The organism is Amycolatopsis sp. QT-25, from assembly GCF_029369745.1.
Lineage (GTDB): Bacteria > Actinomycetota > Actinomycetes > Mycobacteriales > Pseudonocardiaceae > Amycolatopsis.
In genome coordinates this window covers 6,399,443-6,420,403 of the sequence record NZ_CP120210.1, presented here as the reverse complement: position 1 = coordinate 6,420,403, position 20,961 = coordinate 6,399,443, and the positions used below count along the sequence as shown (strand labels likewise).

The 20,961-nt window shown below is 68.3% G+C and carries 25 protein-coding genes; 20 read left to right on the top strand and 5 right to left on the bottom strand.

The annotated features are described in order from the left end of the window. The first annotated feature begins 87 nt into the window (after positions 1 to 87). From ehuB to ehuA, 4 genes are read left to right on the top strand one after another with little or no spacing between them, the layout of a single operon-like run. Complete coding sequence (gene ehuB, locus P3102_RS29925) at positions 88 to 981, top strand: ectoine/hydroxyectoine ABC transporter substrate-binding protein EhuB (RefSeq protein ID WP_276363667.1); 894 nt, start codon at positions 88 to 90, stop codon at positions 979 to 981. Positions 982 to 994: 13 nt separating this feature from the next. Beyond that, the gene (gene ehuC, locus P3102_RS29920; protein WP_276363665.1) at positions 995 to 1,690 is read left to right on the top strand and encodes an ectoine/hydroxyectoine ABC transporter permease subunit EhuC; all 696 of its coding nucleotides are present in this window, start codon (positions 995 to 997) and stop codon (positions 1,688 to 1,690) included. Continuing rightward, positions 1,690 to 2,346 (top strand): ectoine/hydroxyectoine ABC transporter permease subunit EhuD, encoded by a 657-nt coding sequence (gene ehuD, locus P3102_RS29915; protein WP_276363663.1) that lies wholly within the window; start codon positions 1,690 to 1,692, stop codon positions 2,344 to 2,346. Before ehuC ends, ehuD begins: the two co-directional genes overlap by 1 nt. 7 nt (positions 2,347 to 2,353) lie before the next feature. Then, positions 2,354 to 3,118 carry an ectoine/hydroxyectoine ABC transporter ATP-binding protein EhuA gene (gene ehuA, locus P3102_RS29910; protein ID WP_276371416.1) on the top strand — a complete coding sequence of 255 codons (765 nt, stop codon included), beginning with the start codon at positions 2,354 to 2,356 and terminating at the stop codon, positions 3,116 to 3,118. Positions 3,119 to 3,319: 201 nt separating this feature from the next. Here the strand turns inward: ehuA and P3102_RS29905 are convergent, their stop codons facing one another. Beyond that, entirely contained in the window at positions 3,320 to 3,880 is a 561-nt protein-coding gene (locus P3102_RS29905) for a cysteine hydrolase family protein (RefSeq protein ID WP_276363661.1), read from the bottom strand. Positions 3,881 to 3,951: 71 nt separating this feature from the next. Between P3102_RS29905 and P3102_RS29900 the strand changes: the two genes are divergently transcribed. Next, a complete protein-coding gene (locus tag P3102_RS29900; RefSeq protein WP_276363660.1) occupies positions 3,952 to 4,938 on the top strand; it encodes a helix-turn-helix domain-containing protein in 987 nt (328 codons plus the stop codon). Beyond that, on the top strand, positions 4,911 to 5,684 hold the full coding sequence (locus tag P3102_RS29895; protein ID WP_276363658.1) for an enoyl-CoA hydratase-related protein: 774 nt from the start codon (positions 4,911 to 4,913) through the stop codon (positions 5,682 to 5,684). The genes P3102_RS29900 and P3102_RS29895 overlap by 28 nt, the downstream gene beginning before the upstream one ends. A 2-nt stretch (positions 5,685 to 5,686) precedes the next feature. Here the strand turns inward: P3102_RS29895 and P3102_RS29890 are convergent, their stop codons facing one another. Next, the gene (locus P3102_RS29890; protein WP_276363657.1) at positions 5,687 to 6,229 is read right to left on the bottom strand and encodes an NUDIX hydrolase; all 543 of its coding nucleotides are present in this window, start codon (positions 6,227 to 6,229) and stop codon (positions 5,687 to 5,689) included. Between the two features lie 37 nt (positions 6,230 to 6,266). Here P3102_RS29890 and nucS point away from each other — a divergent pair, with 37 nt between their 5' ends. The 12 genes from nucS (at position 6,267) to P3102_RS29830 (ending at position 17,570) form a co-directional block, all read left to right on the top strand. Next, on the top strand, positions 6,267 to 6,926 hold the full coding sequence (nucS, locus tag P3102_RS29885; RefSeq protein WP_276363655.1) for an endonuclease NucS: 660 nt from the start codon (positions 6,267 to 6,269) through the stop codon (positions 6,924 to 6,926). 372 nt (positions 6,927 to 7,298) lie between these two features. Continuing rightward, complete coding sequence (locus P3102_RS29880) at positions 7,299 to 7,541, top strand: hypothetical protein (RefSeq protein ID WP_276363653.1); 243 nt, start codon at positions 7,299 to 7,301, stop codon at positions 7,539 to 7,541. Positions 7,542 to 7,789: 248 nt separating this feature from the next. Continuing rightward, positions 7,790 to 8,566, top strand: coding sequence for a hypothetical protein (locus P3102_RS29875; protein ID WP_276363652.1), 777 nt, complete (start codon positions 7,790 to 7,792; stop codon positions 8,564 to 8,566). Between the two features lie 243 nt (positions 8,567 to 8,809). After that, a complete protein-coding gene (locus P3102_RS29870) occupies positions 8,810 to 10,507 on the top strand; it encodes a sodium:solute symporter family protein (RefSeq protein WP_276371414.1) in 1,698 nt (565 codons plus the stop codon). 10 nt (positions 10,508 to 10,517) lie between these two features. Next, positions 10,518 to 10,775: a hypothetical protein gene (locus tag P3102_RS29865; RefSeq protein WP_276363650.1), complete on the top strand. Its 258-nt coding sequence runs from the start codon at positions 10,518 to 10,520 to the stop codon at positions 10,773 to 10,775. Positions 10,776 to 10,822: 47 nt separating this feature from the next. Further along, on the top strand, positions 10,823 to 11,818 hold the full coding sequence (locus P3102_RS29860) for a DUF3558 domain-containing protein (protein WP_276363649.1): 996 nt from the start codon (positions 10,823 to 10,825) through the stop codon (positions 11,816 to 11,818). A gap of 68 nt (positions 11,819 to 11,886) precedes the next feature. Next, positions 11,887 to 12,888 (top strand): dihydroxyacetone kinase subunit DhaK, encoded by a 1,002-nt coding sequence (gene dhaK / locus P3102_RS29855; protein WP_276363647.1) that lies wholly within the window; start codon positions 11,887 to 11,889, stop codon positions 12,886 to 12,888. Beyond that, positions 12,888 to 13,511, top strand: a complete 624-nt coding sequence (gene dhaL, locus P3102_RS29850; RefSeq protein WP_276363646.1) for a dihydroxyacetone kinase subunit DhaL — start codon at positions 12,888 to 12,890, stop codon at positions 13,509 to 13,511. The genes dhaK and dhaL overlap by 1 nt, the downstream gene beginning before the upstream one ends. After that, a complete protein-coding gene (gene dhaM, locus P3102_RS29845) occupies positions 13,508 to 14,182 on the top strand; it encodes a dihydroxyacetone kinase phosphoryl donor subunit DhaM (protein ID WP_276363644.1) in 675 nt (224 codons plus the stop codon). Before dhaL ends, dhaM begins: the two co-directional genes overlap by 4 nt. 398 nt (positions 14,183 to 14,580) lie before the next feature. Next, on the top strand, positions 14,581 to 16,356 hold the full coding sequence (locus tag P3102_RS29840) for a 3-hydroxybutyryl-CoA dehydrogenase (RefSeq protein WP_276363643.1): 1,776 nt from the start codon (positions 14,581 to 14,583) through the stop codon (positions 16,354 to 16,356). A 10-nt stretch (positions 16,357 to 16,366) separates the two neighbouring features. Then, positions 16,367 to 16,726 carry a hypothetical protein gene (locus tag P3102_RS29835; RefSeq protein WP_276363642.1) on the top strand — a complete coding sequence of 120 codons (360 nt, stop codon included), beginning with the start codon at positions 16,367 to 16,369 and terminating at the stop codon, positions 16,724 to 16,726. 10 nt (positions 16,727 to 16,736) lie between these two features. Continuing rightward, positions 16,737 to 17,570, top strand: coding sequence for a hypothetical protein (locus P3102_RS29830; RefSeq protein WP_276363640.1), 834 nt, complete (start codon positions 16,737 to 16,739; stop codon positions 17,568 to 17,570). Here P3102_RS29830 and P3102_RS29825 read toward each other — a convergent pair. Beyond that, on the bottom strand, positions 17,551 to 18,048 hold the full coding sequence (locus tag P3102_RS29825) for an Lrp/AsnC family transcriptional regulator (protein WP_276363639.1): 498 nt from the start codon (positions 18,046 to 18,048) through the stop codon (positions 17,551 to 17,553). The two genes, P3102_RS29830 and P3102_RS29825, sit on opposite strands and share 20 nt — an antisense overlap. 58 nt (positions 18,049 to 18,106) lie before the next feature. Here P3102_RS29825 and P3102_RS29820 point away from each other — a divergent pair, with 58 nt between their 5' ends. Continuing rightward, the gene (locus P3102_RS29820; RefSeq protein WP_276363637.1) at positions 18,107 to 19,225 is read left to right on the top strand and encodes an aminotransferase class I/II-fold pyridoxal phosphate-dependent enzyme; all 1,119 of its coding nucleotides are present in this window, start codon (positions 18,107 to 18,109) and stop codon (positions 19,223 to 19,225) included. A 60-nt stretch (positions 19,226 to 19,285) separates the two neighbouring features. Beyond that, complete coding sequence (locus P3102_RS29815; RefSeq protein ID WP_276363636.1) at positions 19,286 to 19,660, top strand: DUF6401 family natural product biosynthesis protein; 375 nt, start codon at positions 19,286 to 19,288, stop codon at positions 19,658 to 19,660. A 34-nt stretch (positions 19,661 to 19,694) separates the two neighbouring features. Here P3102_RS29815 and P3102_RS29810 read toward each other — a convergent pair whose 3' ends face one another. After that, entirely contained in the window at positions 19,695 to 20,627 is a 933-nt protein-coding gene (locus tag P3102_RS29810) for a hypothetical protein (protein WP_276363634.1), read from the bottom strand. A gap of 98 nt (positions 20,628 to 20,725) precedes the next feature. Continuing rightward, a complete protein-coding gene (locus tag P3102_RS29805; protein WP_276363632.1) occupies positions 20,726 to 20,938 on the bottom strand; it encodes a zinc ribbon domain-containing protein in 213 nt (70 codons plus the stop codon). Positions 20,939 to 20,961: the final 23 nt, after the last annotated feature.

The window sequence follows — 20,961 nt, the reverse complement described above, 5'->3', positions numbered from 1 at the left end:
GCTGATGGGTGAGCCGCTCGCATTGCCGGGACAGAGGTGCCCGCCCTACGTTTCGATCGAACCGATCGATCGAAAAGGGGTGCGGCAATGGCGCACGGCGAATGGTCGAGGCGAGAATTCTTCCGGCGGTCGGCTGTTCTGGGCGCGGTGACGATCGGCGGCCCGGTTCTGTCGTCCGCGTGTACGTCGACCGGCTCGGGGGACGTACTGCAATCGGCCAAGGACGCGAAGAAGATCAAAATCGGAATCGCGAACGAAGCGCCCTACGGTTTCACGGACCAGAGCGGCAAGGTCACCGGGGAAGCCCCCGAAGTCGCCCGAGCCGTCTTCAAGGCCATGAACATCGACGGCGTGGAAGCCGAAGCGGTCTCCTTCGACCAGTTGATCCCCGGGCTCAACGCCAGGAAGTACGACATCGTCGCGGCGGGGATGAACATCAAGAAGGAGCGGTGCGACGCGGCGGCCTTCTCGATCCCCGACTACTCGGCGCTGACCGCTTTGCTGGTACCCGAGGGAAATCCGCGGCAGGTGCTGAAGTTCGAGGACATCGCGGCCAAGAAGGTCAAGGTCGCCGTGCTCTCGGCGGCCGTGGAGAAGGGGTACGCCGCCGACTCCGGTGTCGCCGAGGACCAGATCGTCACGCTCGATTCGCAGGACAACATGCTTCGCGCGGTCACCGACGGCCGGGTCTACTGCGCCGCGCTCACCGACATCTCCCTCAAGGACGTGCTGAGCAAGAATCCGGGCGCGGCGGCCGAGGTCACCCCCGGCTTCGATCCGATCAAGGACGGCAAGCCGGTCGTTTCCGCCGGCGCCTTCGTCTTCCGCAAGGACGACAACCCCTTGCGCGAGGCCTTCGACACCGAACTCAAGAAGCTGCAGGACAGTGGCGAATGGACCAGGATCGTGACGCCGTTCGGCTTCTCGGCGGCCAACCTGCCGAAGCCCGACGTCACCACCGAGAAACTCTGCGCGGTGTGACGGGGCTGACGTCATGTCGTCGTCGGTGTCGCACATCATCACGTCCGTCCTCAGTGGACTGCCCGCGACCGTCACCGCCACCCTCGGCGGGATCGCACTCACCGTGGTGCTCTCGCTGGCCGCCGGGCTCGCGCTGAGATCGCCGTCCCGGCTCGTGCGGGGAATTTCACGGGTGTACGTGGAGATCTTCCGTGGAACGTCGGAGGTCGTCCAGCTTTTCTGGCTGTATTTCGTCCTGCCCGTGCTGGTCGGTTTCCAACTGGTCCCGATGTTCGCCGGGATTCTCGTGCTCGGGCTCAATCACGGCGCGTACGGCGCCGAAATCGTGCGCGGCGCGGTGAATTCGGTCCCGCGGGCTCAGTTCGAAGGAGCCATCGCGCTCAACCTGACGCCCGCTCAGCGGATGCGGCGGGTGATTCTCCCGCAGGCGTTCGTGGAAATGCTGCCGCCGTTCAACAACCTGTTCATCCAGTTGCTGAAGAGCACCGCGCTGCTGTCGTTCATCGCCGTGCCGGAGATGGCGCGGCAAGGTGAACTGCTGCGGCCGGTGTTCGGCGCCGAGATCGGCTGGATCTACGGCACCGAACTCGTGCTCTACCTGCTCATCGCCTTGTTGATCACCAGCGGGATGCGGGCGCTGGAGCGGGCCGCGGCGCGGCGTCTCGGCAAGGTGCCGTCGAAGATGACGGCCGTGGCGGGGGGTGTCTGATGGACTGGAGCTGGGAAGCGGCTTACGACTCGATTCCTTTGCTGCTGAAGGGGCTTCTGGTCACCGTCGAGATCACGCTGCTCGCCTCGGCCGTCGCGTACGCGCTCGGGCTGATGTTCGCGCTGATCCGCCGCACGGGCATTCCCGTGTTGTCGCAGGCGGTCACGCTGTTCATCGAGTTCGTCCGCAGCACTCCGTTGCTGATCCAGGTGTTCGCGATCTTCTACCTGGTGCCACCGCTGACGGGGTTCACGATGTCGCCGTTCGTCACCGGTGTCGTGGCGCTCGGCGTGCACTACGCGACCTACGCGGCGGAGGTCTACCGGGCCGGGATCGAAGCCGTCCCGAGAGGACAGTGGGAGGCCGCGACCGCGCTGAACCTGCCGCGGTCACGGGTGTGGACGGCCGTGGTCCTGCCGCAGGCGGTGCCGCGAGTGGTGCCCGCGTTGGGCAACTACACGATCTCGTTGTTCAAGGAAGTCCCGCTGCTGCTGGGGATCGGCGTCCTCGACGTGCTCAACCGGGCGAAAGAGGTCGGCGCCGAAACGTTCCGCGTCGTCGAGCCGTACACCCTGGCCGGGGTGCTGTTCCTGCTGGTGAGCCTGCCGGCTTCGATTCTGGTGAGAAGGTTGGAGCGTCGTGCCGCCCACGGTTGAATCCCCGATGATCCGGTTCTCGCGGGTGGTCAAGTCCTACGGTGACCACGTGGTGCTGCGGGACCTCGATTTCACCGTCGCGCCAGGGGAATTCGTCTCGCTGATCGGGCCGAGCGGGTCCGGCAAGACGACGATCCTGCGCTTGCTGATGACCCTGGAGAAGGTCGACGGCGGCACCATCGAGGTCTGCGGCGATTACCTGAGCCACACGAAGCGCGGTGAAAAACTGGTGCCCGCGGACGAGAAGTACCTGCGGCAGGCGCGCAAGCGGATCGGGATGGTGTTCCAGCAGTTCAACCTGTTCCCCAACATGAACGTACTGCGCAACATCACCGAAGCACCGATCCACTCGCTCGGCGTCACCAGGGACGAAGCCGAGGCGCGGGCCGTCGAACTGCTGGATATGGTGGGGCTCGCGGACAAGAGGGACGCGCACCCCACACAGCTGTCCGGCGGCCAGCAGCAGCGCGTCGCGATCGCCCGCGCGCTCGCCATGCGGCCGGACGTGCTGCTGCTGGACGAGGTGACCTCCGCACTCGACCCGGAACTGGTCGCCGACGTCCTGCGCGTGCTGCGCGAGATCGCGGCGTCCACCGACATCACGATCCTCTGTGTCACGCACGAAATGCAGTTCGCGCGGGACGTCTCGGATCGGGTGATGATGTTCGACCAGGGACAGGTGCTGGAGGACGCCACCCCGGACAAGCTGTTCAACGATCCGGACCACGACCGGACGCGGCGGTTCCTCAAGGCGGTCATCGACCGGGCCTGAGGGGAGAACTGCGGGAAGGCGCCGGTACAGGTGGTCGTGCGCGAGGGGTCGGTTTGCTGGCCGTGAAGGCCTCCTTGAGGGACCCTGGGTCCCTCAAGGAGTCCTTCACGGCCTTGCCACCCACACGACACGTTTGCCTTAACCCGCACTGGAACCCGAATCGCCACTCACGACCAGCCCGGCCCAAGCGCTTCCGGGGTTTCAAAGGCTCCCGAGGATCTCTTTCGTCGAGGTGACCGTGGCGAACCCGCCGCCGTGCAGGTTCGTCGCGGTCGCCTTGGACAGCTCGCCGGCGGTCAGGACGCTGCCGTCCGGCCCGGCGAGGTCGAAGGTGAAGGTGGCGTCGAGCGCGAAAGTCACGTCGTAGCCGAGGTTCCCGCCGACGCGCGCGGTGGTCTCGCAGCAGAAGTTCGTCTGGATACCGGCGAGCACGAACGAAGTGATGCCGCGGGTCTTGAGCCAGCCGTCGAGATCGATGTCGCCGTGGAAGGCCGAGTTGACCTTCTTGCCGAACACCAGATCCGCGCGCACACCGTCGAGTTCGGGTTTGAAGTGATTGCCCTCCTGGCCAGGTCGCAGTGACGAGCCGGGTTGCACGGAATCGTGGTGCACCAGCACGATCGGCAGCCCGCGCTCCTGGTACGCGGCCACGAGCGCCTTGATGTTGGCCTCCGCGCCGGGATTGTCGCGCGGGCCCCAGACGGGCTCGTCGAAGCCACGCTGGACGTCGATCACGAGCAGGGCCTTGTTTCCAGTGGTCATGACTTCGAGTCTCACGTGGTCCGCCGCCACAGGGGAGTGGCAGAAGAGGCGCGATGCGGTACTTTCCTGCCATGAGAACCGTGGGTGTGCTCCTCTTGCCGGGCAGCCGGTCCTTCGATCTGGGCGTGCTCGGCGAGGTCTGGGGCGTGGACCGCACCGACAGCGGCATCGGCCCGTTCGAGGTCCGGCTCTGCGCGTCCGGCCGCGGCCGGATCGCCACCCACCCGTTCGGCCGGGTCGAGGCGACCCAGGGGCTGAGCGGACTGGCGGGCTGCGATCTCGTCCTCGTACCCGGCCGGGTCGATCCGCACGCCGAGGTACCCGCGGCGGCCGTCGCCGCGCTGCGCGGGGCGCATCGGGCGGGAATCACGGTGGCGTCGCTGTGTTCCGGGGCGTTCACCCTCGCCGCGGCCGGGCTGCTCGACGGCCGGTCCGTCACCACGCACTGGCGATTGCTGGACGACCTCGAAGCGGCCGCTCCCGACGCCGTCGTCCAGCGGGACGTCCTGTTCACCGACGAGGGTGGCGTGCTGACCTCCGCCGGCGTGGTCGGCGGGCTGGACCTTTGCCTGCACCTGGTGCGCCGCGAGCACGGCGCCGAGATCGCCGCCGCCCTCGCCCGCCGTCTGGTGATGCCACCGGCACGGGAAGGCGGCCAGCGGCAGTATGTCGACAACCCGTTGCCGCCCAAACCGTCCCGGCCGAGTGTTTCGTCCACAATGGACTGGGCACTGGCGCGGATCGCCGATGACATCGGCGTCGACGACCTCGTCGTTCACGCCGGGCTGAGCGAGCGGACCTTCCACCGCGAGTTCGCGGCGGCCACCGGGGTGACGCCGGGGCGCTGGCTGCGCGCGCAGCGGGTGCGGCTCGCACGGCGGCTGCTGGAGACCACCGACCTCCCGGTCGAGCGGGTCGCGCGGCGGTCCGGCCTCGGCACCGCTGCCAACCTGCGGCGACGGCTACGGGCCGACGTCGGTGTCGGTCCCGATTCGTATCGCCGGACGTTCCGGTCGGTTACCGTCGAAGCATGGCCGGGTACGAGCACATCCTCGTGAAGCGGGACGGTGACACCGTCACGATCACCATGAACCGCGCCGCGCGGCGCAACTCGCTGTCGGCGGACCACCTCGCCGAGCTGCTCGCGGCGTTCCGCGAGGCCGGCGAGAGCGACGCCACCGGGATCGTCCTGGCGGGCGCCGGGCCGGTGTTCTCGGCGGGACACGACTTCGGCGACGTCGCCGCGCGCGACCTGATGGCCGTGCGTGAGCTGCTGCGCCTGTGCACGGACCTGATGGGCACGATGCAGTCGGTGCCGCAAGTCGTCGTCGCGCGAGTGCACGGGCTCGCGACCGCGGCGGGTTGCCAGCTGGTGGCCTCGTGCGACCTCGCCGTCGCCGCCGAATCCGCCGGATTCGCGCTGCCCGGCGGCAAGGGCGGCTGGTTCTGCCACACCCCCGCGGTGCCGGTGGCGCGCGCGATCGGCCGGAAACGGCTGATGGAACTGGCGCTCACCGGCGACGTCGTCGACGCCGCGACCGCGCTGGACTGGGGCCTGGTGAACCGTGTGGTCCCGGACGATGCGCTGGACGAGGCCGTCGCCGCACTGCTCGGGCGGGCGACGCGGGGAAGCCGGGCGAGCAAGGCGATGGGCAAGCAGACCCTCTACGCGCAGCTGGACCGGCCCGAGGCCGACGCCTACGCGCTGGCGCTGGAGGTGATGGCCTCGGCTTCGCAGCTACCAGGGGCGCGTGAGGGAATGGCGGCCTTTCTGGAGAAGCGTTCGCCGGTGTGGCCTGACTGAGGTCAGAGCGCGCGTTCGCGCATGAGCAGCACCATGTAGGCGGCCAGCGTCTGCGCGTCGGTGATGTCACCGGTGGCGATCATCTTCTCGAACTCGTCCAGGTCGAACCAAGCCGTCCGCATGTCCTGCTCCTCGACCTCGCGCTGGGCTTCCCCCTGCGTGAGGTCGGTGGCCAGGAACACGTGCCCGCGCTGGCTCGTCAAGCCGGGGGCGACGTCGGTCATGCCGAGGTCGGTCCACGAACCCGCGATCAATCCGGTCTCCTCGCGCAACTCGCGGGCGGCGAGTTCGAGCGGCGGGACGTCGGCCCGGCCGGGCGCGGTGCCCATGGGGAACTCCCAGCGCCGCAGCCCGAGTGGATAGCGGAACTGCTCGACCAGGTGGAACCGGGCGCCGTCGAACGGGATGACCACGGCGCAGAGGGGTTTGTCGACGACGGCGTAGATCCCTTCGGAACCATCGAGCCGCCGGACGGCGTCCTCGCGCACGGTCATCCAGTTGTTCCGGTACACCTCACGCGAGCTGACACGCTGAACGGGGTCCATGCGCACAGTATCGCCGTGCTTGTCCTACCCTCGCGTGGTGCGCCTTGTGATCGCTCGCTGCCAGGTCGACTACGCCGGCCGTCTGACCGCCCATCTGCCGATGGCCACCCGGCTGCTGCTCGTGAAGGCCGACGGCTCGGTGTCCGTGCACTCGGACGACCGCGCCTACAAGCCGTTGAACTGGATGAGCCCGCCGTGCTGGCTGATCGAGGACGGCAAGCTGTGGATCGTCGAGAACAAGCAGGGAGAGAAGCTCGTCATCACCATCGACGAGATCTTCCACGATCACGCTGAGGAACTCGGCGCGGAACCGGGACTGCGGAAGGACGGCGTCGAGGCCCACCTGCAGGAACTGCTCGCCGAGCACATCAAGACCCTCGGCGACGGCTACACCCTGGTGCGACGGGAATTCCCGACCGCGATCGGCCCGGTCGACATCATGGCCCGCGACGCCGACGGTGCCAGCGTCGCCGTCGAGATCAAGCGGCGCGGCGAGATCGACGGCGTCGAGCAGTTGACGCGGTACCTCGAACTGCTCAACCGCGACCCGCTGCTGGCGCCGGTGCAGGGCGTCTTCGCGGCGCAGATCATCAAGCCGCAGGCGCGGGTGCTGGCCGAGGACCGCGGTATCCGATGCCTCACGCTGGACTACGACGCTTTGCGCGGCATCGAGTCGGACGAGTTCCGCCTCTTCTGAGCGAGCTGCGAGAGGCGCCTCCTGTGCTGGGGAAGGGCCTGCACGCGCGAACGTCGTGACTGACGGACGGCACGCGAACCTCCTGGCGCAAGTAGTCCTCTGGATGCGGTGGTTGGCCGCGCGACCGTCGCATCCAGCGGACTACTTGCGCGGGTTCGTGGCCTTGAACAGCCGATACCGAATCGAGTTCCCGGTTTTGTATCTGCGTTCTTTCCCGCGCCACGGAATGCCGCCAAGGGCGGCGGGAAATTAACGAACTCGGGGTCTCTCGCAAAAGAACCGGCTGTTTTGGTGTCATTCGGGTGAACCGCGGATTCCTTCGTCTCGCGCTGTGCCACACTCGAATTCCGCGAGGGGAATCACCGGCTTCCGGTGGTCGCGGTCGCGGGGGTGATGGCCATGCACGATTCATTTGATCATGTCGATCTCGGGCTCGAAGACGGCGGCTTCAAAGGCATCGAGCTGTGGGAAGCGGTGCTGGGATGGCACGAAGCCGGCTATTGGTTCCCGCTGATCGCCGCTTATCAAAAACGCCGGGGCATGCTGTCGAACTTCCCCATCGCCGTCTTCGACCGGACCGACACGAAGAAGCCCCGATGGCCACCTGGGGGATGAAGCTTTTCGGGGAACCCGTGGGCGTCAGGGGCGAACCGGTGAAGAGTGCGTTGCGGATCGTCATCGGTTCGCTCGAAATCCCGTTGCCGGACTGGAATCGTTACCGATCGCACGAGGAAGGTGTGCTCCGAAGAGGAAAAGAAGTGCCGCTGCCGAAGCGGACGGGAGGCCGCGGCGGTTGGTGGAAATGATGGTGCCGCGGTGAACTCGCCGACGGTGTTCCGGTGGATGAGGGACAGGAGGATCCCATGCGTTATCGCCCGATCGGCAGTGACCCGGCGGACGGCCGCCTCGGCCGGTTCGTCCCGGACGACTGGCTTCACGTCGAGCGCTATCCGTTGACCGCGCTCGCCACGGAGGACCGGCCCACCCGGTCTCCGGTCGTCATCGGCGTCAACTGGTACCAGGAATTCGACGTCCCGGAAAAGGACGAGAAGTCCGGCGAGTTCTTCGTCGCGAAAGGCGGTGCGAAATCGCTCACCAGGATCCGCGGCGGGCACTGCGTCTGCCTCGAACCCGGTGAATCGACCGACGGAGACACCCAGTATTCCTTTTACGACCAGGGCAAGGAGGGCGCCTGCGTCGGCTTCGGCTGGTCGAGGTGCATGACGCTTTTCAACGGAGACCTCTACGCCGCGCGGTGGCTGTGGGACCAGTCGAAGCTGCGTGACGAATGGGGCGAGACCAACCCCGGCGACGACAACGGCACGTCCGTCCGCGCGGCGGCCGAGGTGCTGCTCGAACGGGGACACGTCCCGTGGTCGGAGACCTACGCCGAAGACGATCACGTCAGGCGGGCCGCCTACACGCCCGATGCCGAGAACGGCCTCCACGCCTATCGCTGGGCGAAGACGGTCGACGAGGTGCACGCGGTGCTAAGCAATCCGCGTGCCGACGAACTCGGCGCCGTGCCGTTCCTCAACTCGTGGGGCTCGGGCTACCCGCACCGGACGTACCTGCCGGACGACGTCCTCGCCCGGCTGATCGAGGAGGACGGCGAAGTCGGCCTGCCCACGGACCGGTGAACCCCCGCCGGTCACGGGAAAGGGCCGTTCCGGGCGAAAGCCGGAGCGGCCCTTTCCCGGCTGTGGGGGTTCCGCTCGCCGAGGGGCCGAACCGGACAAGAATTGTCAGGAACAGTCCATTCCGGACACTCGGGGTGGTCCTCGCCCGCCCGCACTGCCGTTCCTGAATCCATGCAGTATGGTCCGCGATTGACGCGACACGAACGTTTCTCGTGAACGTATTCACTGATGGAGGTGGGTCGGTTGCCCGTGCTGGCCGATGCGAACCTGCGGCTCGACGCAAGTCCGATCGACTACGTCCTGCTCGCCTTCTATTTCGCCCTTGTGCTCGGCATCGGGTACATGGCGCGAAAGTCGGTCTCGAGCAGCCTCGACTTCTTCCTCTCCGGCCGCTCACTGCCCGCCTGGGTCACCGGTCTCGCCTTCATTTCGGCGAACCTCGGCGCGGTCGAGATCATGGGCATGTCGGCCAACGGCGTGCTCTACGGCCTGCCGACGGTCCACTACTTCTGGATCGGCGCGATCCCGGCGATGCTGTTCCTCGGCATCGTGATGATGCCGTTCTACTACGGCTCGAAGGTCCGCAGTGTCCCGGAGTTCATGCTCCGCCGGTTCGGCAAACCCGCCCACCTGGTCAACGGCATCAGCTTCGCGAGCGCGCAGATCCTCATCGCCGGCGCGAACCTGTTCCTGCTCGCCAGCGTGGTGAACCTCCTGCTGGGCTGGCCGCTGTGGGTGTCGATCATCGTCGCGGCCGCGGTCGTGCTCTCCTACACCGCGCTCGGTGGTCTCTCCGCCGCGATCTACAACGAGGTCCTCCAGTTCTTCGTGATCGTCGCGGCGCTGCTGCCGCTGACCATCGTCGGCCTGGTGAAGGTCGGCGGCTGGCAGGGCCTGGTCGACAAGGTCACCGCGAGCCCCGGCGGCGAAGCGCAGCTGCATTCGTGGCCGGGTGACAACCTCACCGGCTTCGGGAACAGCTTCCTGTCGATCCTCGGTCTCGTCTTCGGCCTCGGTTTCGTGCTGTCCTTCGGCTACTGGACGACGAACTTCGTCGAGGTCCAGCGCGCGATGGCGTCGAAGAGCATGTCGGCCGCGCGGCGGACGCCGATCATCGGCGCGTTCCCGAAGATGTTCATCCCGTTCATCGTGATCATCCCCGGCATGATCGCCGCGGTCACCGTGTCCGAGTACGTCCAGGACAAGCAGGTCCTGCTGGACGGCGGCGAGGCGCCCAGCGGCGTCACCGCGAACAACGCGATCCTGCTGCTGATGCGCGACCTGCTGCCCAACGGCATGCTCGGCGTCGCGCTCGCCGGTCTGCTCGCGTCGTTCATGGCCGGGATGGCGGCGAACCTGAGCTCCTTCAACACCGTGTTCACCTACGACATCTGGCAGTCGTACGTGAAGAAGAACGAGTCGGACGGTTACTACCTCCGGCTCGGCCGCCTGGTCACCGCGGTGGGCACCGTGCTCGCGATCGGCACCGCGTTCATCGCGTCGAACTCCGGGAACATCCTGACCTATCTCCAGGACCTGTTCTCCTTCTTCAACGCGCCGCTGTTCGCCACCTTCATCCTGGGCATGTTCTGGAAGCGGATGACGCCGACGGCGGGCTGGGTCGGTCTCGTGTCCGGTACCGCTTCCGCGATCACCGTCTGGCTGCTCTCCCAGGCCGGGGTTCTCGGGCTCACCGGGCAGGGCATCAGCTTCGTGGCCGCCGGTACGGCGTTCGTCGTCGACATCGCGGTCAGCGTCGGGGTCTCCCTCGCCACCGCGCCCAAGCCGGAGGCCCAGCTGGTCGGCCTCGTGTACTCCCTCACCCCGAAGGAGTCGCTGAAGCACGACGAAACCGGTGACGACGCGGGCTGGTACCGCAAGCCGGGCCTGCTCGCGGGCATCGTGCTGATCCTGACCATCGCGCTCAACATCATCTTCTAGGAGGCCGGAGATGGCTGCGTCCCAAGCTCCGAAGAAGGCCGGCGTCTTCGACATCCGGCTGATCATCGCGCTGCTCATCGGCGGCTACGGGCTGGTGCTCACGATCATGGGCCTCTGGTTCACCACCGAGGAGGAGCTGGCCAAGGCCGCCGACGTCAACATCAACCTGTGGGCGGGCATCGGCATGCTGGTGTTCGCGGCGTTGTTCGTGCTGTGGGCGAAGCTGCGGCCCATCGTGGTGCCGCCCGGCGGCGAGGGCGGCGAATAGCCGGGTTGTCCGGACAGGCGCGAGACGGTCCGGCTACCGTGCACGTCGTGTCGCTCAACGCTCGACGTCGCCGGATCGCGTCCGTGCTGGCCCTGGTCGCCGCACTCGGCGCGCTGACGGCCTGCGGTCAGAACCTCGGCAAGTCCAACTTCGCCCGCACCACCGTCGCCGCCGAAGCCGGTGCCGGTCCGGTGCCCGACGGGGACATCAACGACCCGGCGGTCACCCCCGCGGTGATGCGCACGATCGATCCGTGCCCGCTGGTGGGCAAGGACGTGCTGAGCGGCCTCGGCACCCCCGAGGATCCGCAGCCGTCGGTCATCGCGTTCGGCGGCTGCCGGACGAAGGTCGTCGACGCCGGAGGCAAGAAGCTCACGGTCTCCGTCGACATCGGCGCGTCGACGTACGTCTCGACCAGTGGGGTGACCGTTTCGGTGGTCGAGGGCCTGCCCCAGGTCGAGCGGAAGAGCAAGGACGGCAAGAGCTGCGATGTCGGCATCATGACGTTGCGCAAGCCTGAGCGCGGAGTGGGTTTCTCGGTCGTCTACGACGGCGGCGACCCGTGCGGGGCTGCCCGCGCGGTGGCCGCGAAGGCCGCGAAGGCCTTGCACGCGTCGCCGGCCAAGTTCCCCGCCGACGCGGGCACGCTGACCGCTGTCGACCCGTGCGCCGCGGCTGACGCGGCCGTCCTCGGTGAGGTGGTACCGCATGGTGCCACCATGCTGACGAGCTTCCACTCCTGTGACTGGACCCCGGGCTCCAACCCGCGGATCTCGATCGGCTTCCGCCCCGGCCGGCCGCCGGAGGTACGCGACGACAGCAAGCAGATCGAGATCGACGGGGTCACCGCCTACCAGAAAGTCGGCAACAGCAGTTCCGCCGAGTGCAAGGTCGAGTGGCAGCACAAGCCGTGGACCGGCGAGTACGTCGAGGTCGCCAGTGTGATTTACAAGCACTACGACGAGAAGAAGGACGAAGCCGCGTCCTGCGGGAAAGCGGTGAAGATCGCCAAATCGGTGATCTCCAAGCTGCCGAAGCCCTGACGCTGGCGGCATCCGGCGGGGCGAGGTAGGAAGGGGACACCTCACCCGCCGACGTGTCGGAGGCCGCTTTGAAGAAGATCATCAACGACCCGAAGATGGTGGTCGCGGAATCCTTGCGCGGACTCGCCGCGGCGCATGCGGACGTCCTGCGCGTGCGGGACGATCCGGCGATCGTGGTGCGCGCGGACGCGCCACTGGACGGCAAGGTCGCGGTGATCTCCGGCGGCGGCTCCGGGCACGAACCGCTGCACGGTGGCTTCGTCGGGCAGGGCATGCTCTCCGCCGCCGTACCCGGCGCGGTGTTCACGTCGCCGACGCCGGACGCCGTGGAAGCCGCGGTCAAGGCCACCACCGGGGACGCGGGCGCGCTGCTGATCGTGAAGAACTACACCGGCGACGTGCTCAACTTCGAGACCGCCGCGGAACTCGCCGCCGCCGAGGGGCTGGACGTGCGGAGCGTGGTGATCGACGACGACGTCGCGGTCAAGGACTCCACCTACACCGCCGGCCGTCGCGGTGTCGGCGGCACGGTGCCGCTGGAGAAGATCACCGGCGCCGCCGCCGAACGAGGTGACCCGCTCGACGCGGTGGAGGCCTTGGCGCGCAAGGTGATCGGCCAGGTCCGGTCGATCGGCGTCGCGCTCACCGCCCCGACGGTGCCGCACGCGGGCGAGCCGAGTTTCGACCTCGCCGACGACGAGATCGAGTTCGGCATCGGCATCCACGGCGAGCCGGGCATCGAAAGGACACCGGCCCTCTCCGCCGACGAACTCGTCGCGCGCATGGTCGACGCGGTGGTCACCGACCTGCCCTTCGGCGACGGCGACAAGGTCCTGCTGTTCACGAACTCGATGGGCGGGACCCCGCTGGTCGAGTTGTACCTCGCCCACGGGATCGCCGAGCGGCTGCTGGCCGAGCGTGGGATCGTGGTCGAGCGGCGCCTGGTGGGGCCGTACATCACCAGCCTGGAGATGCAGGGGATGAGCCTGACGTTGCTGAAACTGGACGACGAGCTGACCGAGTTGTGGGACGCGCCGGTGCACACCCCGGCACTGAGGTGGGGAGTCTGATGGCCTGCACCGCCGAGACGCTCGCCGCCGCCTTGCGGGCGGCGGCCGCGGTGGTCGCCGAACATCGCGCCGAACTGGTCGACCTCGACCGCGCGATCGGCGACGCCGACCACGGGGAGAACCTGGACCGCGGGTTCACCGCCATCGTGTCCGCTTTGGACACCGCCACGCCCGAAACACCGGCTGCCGTCGCGAAACTGGCCGCCACGACGTTGATCTCGAAGGTCGGCGGTGCGGCGGGCCCGTTGTACGGCACGGCTTTCCTGCGCGCGTCGGGCAAACTGGGCGACGCGGCCGAAGTGGACGGTCCGCTGCTGGTCGAGGCCCTGCGCGCGGCCCTCGAAGGAGTGCAGGCGCGAGGCAGGGCCGTCGAGGGAGACGCGACCATGGTCGACGCCCTGCTCCCCGCCGTCTCCGCCGCCGAGGAGGTGTCCGGCGCCGGCGTCGCGGCGATCCTGGCCGCGGCCGCCGACGCCGCGGACAAGGGTGCCGAGTCCACTGTGGACCTGGTACCGCGCAAGGGCCGGGCGTCCTATCTCGGCGAACGGGCCAAGGGACATCTGGATCCCGGTGCCCGTTCGACGGCGTTGCTGCTGCGCGCGTTCGCGGAGGCCGCGAAGTGAGCGTCGGAATCGTGCTCGTCTCCCACAGCGCCGAACTCGCCGAAGGGCTCGCGGAACTCGCCGCGCAGATGGCACCGGACGTCACCATCGCGGCGGCGGGCGGCCTGGCCGGAGGCGGGATCGGAACGGATTACGACGAGGTCGTCGCCGCGACGCAGCGTGCTGACGCGGGGGCGGGTGTCGTCCTGCTGTACGACCTCGGTAGCGCGCAGATGACCGCGGAACTGGCCGTCGAATCGCTCGCCGACCCGTCGGCGGCGGTCGTCGTGGACGCGCCACTGGTCGAAGGCGCGATCGCCGCCGCCGTCGCGGCACAGGGCGGGGCGGATCGCGCCGCCGTCGCCGCGGCCGCCGCTTCGGCGGGCGCCCCGCCGGACCTGACGTTCGACGAAGGTGTGCAGGACGGCGAGAGCAGTGTCGAACTCACGCTGCGGAACGAGGTCGGGCTGCACGCGCGGCCGGCCGCCGTCCTGGCCCGGAGTATCGCGGGGCTCGACGCGGAGGTCACCGTGCGGCTCGGCGACGAGACCGCGGACGCCGACAGCGTGCTCGCGCTGATGGCGCTCGGCGCGCGTCAGGGCGACCGGATCGAGGTCCGGGCGAAGGGCGCGCAGGCCGAGGAGGCGCTCAGCAAGGTCAAGGACCTCGTCGAGCAGAACTTCGGCGAGTGAGCTGGGGGCTCGTGAGCCGGGGTTTCGTGAGCCGGGGGTTCGTGAGCTGGAGTTTCGTGAGCCGGGGTTTCGTGAGCTGGGGTTTCGTGAGCTGGGGGCTGAGGCCTGCATTCCGGCCGGGGGCGATAGCAAAGGTCCCTTGATCCCGCGCCTGCCCGGCCCGCTCCAGTCGGTGCAATGAAAGGCTCCTTCCTTGCAAAATTTGCAAGGAAGGAGCCTTTCATTGCATCCGCCGCAGTGGCCGACCCCGTCCCCGCGTCGCACGCAGGGAAAAGTCCCCGCCGGGCTTCGTCCGTGAGTGACACTTGCTCGATTCGGAGGGTGACAGCCGCTGCTTTCCGCGGTCCGGCATGGCACGATCGGAGAAATTACCAGCGAGTAACCTCCGGAGGCCGGTCGTGGCGCGGGAAATCGCGAGTGTGGGAGTCATCGGTCTCGGCACCATGGGTGCCGGGATCACCGAGGTGCTCGCGCGGAGCGGCGTGTCCGTCGTCGCGGTGGAGATCGACGACGACGGCGTGCGCCGGGGCCGTGGTCATCTGGAGCATTCGACCGAACGGGCGGTGTCGGGCGGCAAACTCGACGCCGAGGGACGCGAAGGGTTGCTCGGCCGGATCCGGTACACCACCTCATTGGCCGAACTGTCCGATGTGGACCTGGTGATCGAGGCGATTCCGGAGAGTCTCGAAGCGAAATCCGACGTGTTCGCGCAGCTGGACAAGATCACCGGCCCGGACACGATCTTCGTCTCGAACACCTCGTCGCTGTCGATCACCGAGATCGGCGTGCACACCGCGCGGCCGGGCAAGGTCGTCGGGATGCATTTCTTCAACCCGGCGCCGATCCTCAAGCTGGTCGAGGTCGTCCGTACGGTCGTGACGGAACCCGACGTGATCACCGACGTCGTCGCGTTCGCCGAACGTCTCGGCAAGACCCCGGTGGTGATCGGGGACCGCGCCGGGTTCATCGCGAACGCCCTGCTGTTCGGGTATCTCAACCACGCGGTGCGGATGTACGAGCAGCGTTACGCCACGCGTGAGGATCTCGACGCGGCGATGCGGTTCGGCTGCGGATATCCCATGGGGCCCTTGGCGTTGCTCGATCTCATCGGGTTGGACACCGCGTACGAGATCCTCGACACGATGTACCACCAGTCCCGCAACCGGCTGCACGCGCCGGCGCCGCTGCTGAAGCAGATGATCACCGCCGGACTGCTCGGCCGGAAGACCGGGCAGGGTTTCTACGCCTACGACGCGCCCGATTCGCCGACGGTGACCGACGCGGTCACGAAGTCCACTGTGGACACCGCCTCGCCGCGCGAGGTGCGCAAGGTCGGCGTCGTCGGCACCGGGACCATGGCGACCGGCATCGTGGAGGTGTTCGCGAAGCGTGGCTACGAGGTCATCCTGCGGGCGCGCAGCGCGGAGAAGGCCGCGGCGTCCGTCGCGCGGGTGAAGAAGTCGCTGGACAAGGCCGTCGTCAAGGGCAAACTGTCCGAGGAGGACGCGGCCGCCGCCCTCGGCCGGATCTCGCCGGCGGTGGAGTTCGGGGAACTGGCCGACGTGGACCTCGTCGTCGAGGCGGTGGCCGAGGATCTGGCCGTCAAGCAGGCTGTTTTCGCCGCGCTCGACGACGTCGTGAAGCCGGGCGCGGTCCTGGCGACGACCACGTCCTCCCTGCCGGTCATCGAATGCGCGGCCGCCACTTCACGGCCGTCCGACGTCGTCGGCGTGCACTTCTTCAACCCGGCGCCGGTGATGAAACTCGTCGAGGTCGTCTCGACCATCGCCACCGCACCCGACGTGATCGCGACCGTCGACGCCGTCTGCGGAGCGGTCGGCAAACACCCCGTGCACTGCGGCGACCGGGCCGGGTTCATCGTCAACGCGCTGCTGTTCCCGTACCTCAACGACGCGGTGAAGATGCTCGAAGCGCACTACGCGGAGGCCGACGACATCGACACCGCGATGAAGGTGGGCTGCGGGCTGCCGATGGGCCCGTTCGAACTGCTCGACGTCGTCGGGCTGGACGTTTCGCTGGCGATCCAGCGGACCCTGTTCAACGAGTTCCGCGAAGAAGGCTTCGCGCCGGCGCCGCTGCTGGAGCACCTCGTGACCGCCGGGCGGCTGGGCCGGAAGACCGGGAAGGGGTTCAAGGACTACTCGGCCCGGTAGCTTGGCTGCCATGCCGGTTTCCTCGGGGGTCAGGAAACGGATCAAGGAACTCCTCGATCCGGACGACGAGATCCATTACGTGTTCCCAGCCGACATCGCGGGCAGCTTCAATCCCTGCGTCTTCTTCGCGGTGACCCGCAAGACGATCACGATCCTGACCACCGGCCGGTGGAGCAGGAAGGCGCCGAAACACGTCATCTCGACGACGCTGCGTAACCACCGGATCGGGCCGGTCGAGACGACGACCACGCCGTGGTTCGAGTTCAACGGCGTCGTCTACGAAGTCGACGACGAGTACGTCGCGGTGGTGCACGCGGCCGACGCCGAGATCCTTCGGGTAAAACCTGAAGATCCGCTGCCGGACCTCTAAGCTCGCGTGAGTGCGTCAGCTCACCTACGACGGGATGCCCATCCCCGGCCTGAACGATCTGGTCCGGACGGCCATCCGGCTGCACCCCGCGCCCGGAGTGCCCGGTCCGGACGAAAGCCACTTCGGCGGCCCGCTGCTCTGGCCGTCCGACGAGCCGTGGCCGGAGTGCCCGGTCACCTGGCCGCCCGACCCGGACGCCTCCGACGACGCGTGGGCGGGCGGGCATCCACTCGACGCGCCGGTCCCGGCGATGGTCGGCGTGGCGCAGTTCTTCCGCGACGACTTCCCGGAACTGCCCTTCCCGGAGGGCACCGACGTCCTGCAGATCCTGTTCTGCCCGATGGGGCACGACAGCCCGTATCACCAGGGGCCCGCGGTCCGGCTGATCTGGCGTGATTCCGGCGAGGTGCGGGATGTCTCGGATCCGCCGCCCGCCCCCGGGGAGGCCGAAGCCGCGTACCTGCCGGAACCCTGCGTTTTCGAGCCGTGCTCGATCGACGAGCTGCCCCGGCTCTGTGACTTCCCGGCGGAGACCCGCGCCGCGCTCGGCATCCCCGAGGGAGCGGGTGACGAGCCGGAGGGCTGGCCCGAGCTGGATCACTATTCGAAGATCGGCGGCTGGACCGCCTGGGGCGCGAACGACCGCTCCGAGCTGGATTGCCGGGAGTGCGGAGCAGAACTACGCCAGACGATCGCGCTGGCCACGGAGGAACACGAGGTCGGCTGCGGATGCGAAGCAGGCGAAGGCGAACCGGCGGGCTGGTCGTTCAGCCGGCAAGGCGCGCTGAACGTCTTCACCTGTCCCACCGACGTCACGCATCCCTTCAAGGTCCGGATCGACTAGGCGCCGAGCCCGGCGGTAGCAAAGGTCCCCCGCTCCAGTGCTGGAAGACCAGGTTCGTGTGCACCCTGGCGACCTCGTCGCGGGCGGTCAGTTCGTCGAGCACCAGCCGTTGCAGCTCGGTCGCCGAAGCGGTGGCGACATGCGCGAGGAAGTCGTCCGGGCCGGTCAGGTGGTAGACGGCGCGGACCTCCGGCAGGGCCAGCAGATGCTCGACGAACGAGTCGACCAGTGCCCGCCGGTGCGGGCGGACCTGGACGAACAGGAGCGCTTCGAGCGGGCGGCCGAGTTTGGCGGCGTCCACCTCGGCGCGCTGGCCGGTGATCACGCCGAGCTCGCGCAGCCGGTTGACGCGGTCGAGACAGGTCGAGGGCGCGATGCCCACTTCGGCGGCCAAATCCTTGTTCGAGATCCGGGCGTCGTTCTGGAGGAGCCGCAGAATTCGAAGATCGACCGTGCTCAGTTCGCCAGATTCCGACATCGGCGAATGATATCCGAGAACATTGCGGTCGTTCCGGAGAAAAACGCAGGATCTCGGTATGACCGCAACGCTGCGCACCCGAGCCGTCCACGCCGGCCGTGACGATCTCACGGACCTCGGCGTCCACGCCGCTCCGCTCGATCTGTCCACGACCTACCCGTCACGGAAAAGCGTCGAGGAGGCGGGCCGCATCGACGAATTCGCCGCCTCGGGCTCGTTGTCCGGGCTCCCGGTCTACGGGCGGCTGAGCAACCCGACCGTCGAACGGTTCGAGAAGGCGCTCGCCGAACTCGAAGGGTTCGACGACGCCGTCGCGTTCGCCACCGGCATGGCCGCGGTCTCGGCTTCGCTGCTCACCGCTGTCGCACAGGGCAAACGGCATGTCGTCGCCGTCCGGCCGGTCTACGGCTGCACCGACCACCTGCTGACGTCCGGCCTGCTCGGCACCGAGGTGACCTGGGCCGATCCGGAGGGTGTCGTGTCGGCGCTGCGGCCGGGCACCGGACTGGTGCTGCTCGAGACCCCCGCGAACCCGACGCTGCGCGAGGTCGACGTCGCCGAGATCGTGCGTGCCGCGGGCGAGGTCCCGGTGCTGGTCGACAACACCTTCGCGACTCCCGTGCTCCAGCGGCCGGGACGGCACGGCGCCCGGTTCGTCCTGCACAGCGCGACCAAGTTCCTCGGTGGCCACGGCGACGTCATGGGCGGCGTGATCGCTTGCAGTGCCGAAGACGCCGGGATGTTGCGGCAGATCCGCTTCGCCACCGGTGGCGTACTGCACCCGCTGGCCGGGTACATGCTGCTTCGCGGCCTCTCGACCCTCCCGCTGCGCGTCAACGCCGCGTCCGCGACAGCCGCCGAACTCGTCGAGCGGCTTCGCGGTCACGCGAACGTGAGCGCCGTGCACTACCCGGCCGTCGGCGGTCCGCTGATCGCGTTCGAGGTCGACGGGGATCCGCACGCGCTCATCGGTGCGGTCCGGTTGATCACCCCGGCCGTCAGCCTCGGCAGCGTCGATTCGCTCATCCAGCATCCGGCGTCGATCAGTCACCGGATCGTGGCCGAAGACGACCGGCGCGGCGCGGGCGTGACCGACCGGCTCATCCGCATGTCGGTGGGGCTGGAGGACGTCGAGGACCTGTGGCACGACTTGGCCCAGGCACTCAAGGCTTGCTGAGTGCTGCGACGGTCGTCACGAGGATGTCGACAAATCGTCCGGTCTGGCTAACCTGGTCGGGTGAAGGATCTGGTCTCGTCCTGGGTGGAATCTTCGGCTCGTAGCACGCTTTCCCGGCTGCACCAGCAGCTCGGTGTCGCGGGGCTCGCGGCGGCGGCGGCCGTGCCCGGGCTGTCGGCCGTCTTCGATCAGCACTCCGCCGCGGTGCGGGACATCCTCGCGGCGGGAGTCGAAGGTTCGGCGGCGGTCGCCGGGGTCGTCCTCCTCGCCGGCTACACGCGGGGGCTGCTCGACGAGGCGAAGACCAAGGGGTGGACGTTCCGCGCTCCGGCCGATCTGTCCGCTTGGGCCACCAGCGACTGGATGACCGCGCGGCTGGTCGGCGTGTGTTCACTGGCCGCCATGATCGACGGCAGGCCGACGGGGAACGAGTAGGGCAGCCGGAGGCCCCACCCGTTCCCCTGGAGGGTCAGTCATTCTCCGGCGAAGGGGGCATGGTGCCACCGGGGGGCCGCTGGCCGGGATCCTGGTGCTGGGACACCTGGCCCTGGCCGGGCGAGAACTGCTGGTGCTGCGTCGGCCGCTGACCCGGCTGGTCCGGGTCGGCCGCGTGGTGTCCGGCGGACACCGGCTGGTGGACCGCCGTGCGCTCGGTCGGCACGTCACCCGAACGACCGGCGTCTTCGCGCCCGCGCTGGTAGGCCTCGGCCTGCGCCTTCGCGGCGGGGATCTCCGCCTCGGCCCGGCCGAGCCAGCTTTCCCAGCGCTGCTGCATCGGCTTGACGAGACCACCGCCGACCCCGACGACGGCGATGCCGCCGACCGTGGCGAGCACGGTGATCAGCACCGGCAGCGTGACCGCGGTGGCCACGCCGATCTGGTTCAGCGCCGCGATCGCACCGAGACCCCAGATGAACACCGAGGCGATGGTGGCGAGCACCTTGCCGTAGGAAACACCGGAGAGGGCGTTGGCGACCAGGTCCTTGACCGCCTTGGCGATCGCGCCGGCGATCACCACGATGATGATCGCGACGATGGCGCGCGGCAGCCAGGCGACGATCTCGTTGAGCAGCGAACTCACCGGGTTCGGGCCGAACACGCCGAACGCGAACTGCAGGGCGATCAGCAGGATCGCGTAGTAGACGATCTTGCTGATGATGTTCGACGCGTCGAACTGGCTGCGCGAGAGCATCTGTTCGAAGCCCCCGCGTTGGAGGAGCCGGTTGAACCCGACCTTCTCGAGCACCATGCCCACGGCTTTGGCGAGCGCCTTCGCGATCAGCCAGCCGATGAACAGGATGACCAGGAACGCGAGTAGTTTCGGGACGAAGGTGGCGACCGAATTCCAGGCGCTCGACACGCCTTGACCGAAGTCGACGGCCGCCAGTGCTGATGTGGCCACTGGACGTTCTCCCTTCCACCACTGGAGCTTCCAGGCTGGTGGAAAGGGGGGTGCCCGGCATTCGGGCGATCACACTCCTGCCCACCCGAACGGGTGGGTCAGCCGCAGCAGCCGCCTCCGCAGCAGCCGCCCCCACCCGCGGGGGCGGGGGCCGGGCCGGAAGCCGAGCCGGTCAGCGCGACGGTCGTCAGCAATTTGACGGTGTCCTGGTGGCCCTCCGGGCACGGCGCGGGCGCACCGGACTCGCTCATCGGCCGCAGTAGTTCGAAGGTCCCGGCGCATTCGCGGCAGCGGTAGGCGTAAGTCGGCATGTCCGTCATCATCCCATCCCTTC

Excerpts from the sequence above, each read along its gene's own strand:
- P3102_RS29900 (WP_276363660.1), top strand. The coding sequence starts at position 3,952 with ATGAGAACCGTGGGTGTGCTCCTCTTGCCGGGCAGCCGGTCCTTCGAT.
- P3102_RS29805 (WP_276363632.1), bottom strand. The coding sequence starts at position 20,938 with ATGCCGACTTACGCCTACCGCTGCCGCGAATGCGCCGGGACCTTCGAA.
- P3102_RS29835 (WP_276363642.1), top strand. The coding sequence starts at position 16,367 with ATGCCGGTTTCCTCGGGGGTCAGGAAACGGATCAAGGAACTCCTCGAT.
- P3102_RS29825 (WP_276363639.1), bottom strand. The coding sequence starts at position 18,048 with ATGTCGGAATCTGGCGAACTGAGCACGGTCGATCTTCGAATTCTGCGG.
- dhaL (WP_276363646.1), top strand. The coding sequence starts at position 12,888 with ATGGCCTGCACCGCCGAGACGCTCGCCGCCGCCTTGCGGGCGGCGGCC.
- ehuC (WP_276363665.1), top strand. The coding sequence starts at position 995 with ATGTCGTCGTCGGTGTCGCACATCATCACGTCCGTCCTCAGTGGACTG.
- P3102_RS29875 (WP_276363652.1), top strand. The coding sequence starts at position 7,790 with ATGCGTTATCGCCCGATCGGCAGTGACCCGGCGGACGGCCGCCTCGGC.
- P3102_RS29905 (WP_276363661.1), bottom strand. The coding sequence starts at position 3,880 with ATGACCACTGGAAACAAGGCCCTGCTCGTGATCGACGTCCAGCGTGGC.
- ehuD (WP_276363663.1), top strand. The coding sequence starts at position 1,690 with ATGGACTGGAGCTGGGAAGCGGCTTACGACTCGATTCCTTTGCTGCTG.
- P3102_RS29820 (WP_276363637.1), top strand. The coding sequence starts at position 18,107 with ATGACCGCAACGCTGCGCACCCGAGCCGTCCACGCCGGCCGTGACGAT.
- P3102_RS29890 (WP_276363657.1), bottom strand. The coding sequence starts at position 6,229 with ATGGACCCCGTTCAGCGTGTCAGCTCGCGTGAGGTGTACCGGAACAAC.
- ehuB (WP_276363667.1), top strand. The coding sequence starts at position 88 with ATGGCGCACGGCGAATGGTCGAGGCGAGAATTCTTCCGGCGGTCGGCT.
- P3102_RS29895 (WP_276363658.1), top strand. The coding sequence starts at position 4,911 with ATGGCCGGGTACGAGCACATCCTCGTGAAGCGGGACGGTGACACCGTC.
- ehuA (WP_276371416.1), top strand. The coding sequence starts at position 2,354 with ATGATCCGGTTCTCGCGGGTGGTCAAGTCCTACGGTGACCACGTGGTG.
- P3102_RS29865 (WP_276363650.1), top strand. The coding sequence starts at position 10,518 with ATGGCTGCGTCCCAAGCTCCGAAGAAGGCCGGCGTCTTCGACATCCGG.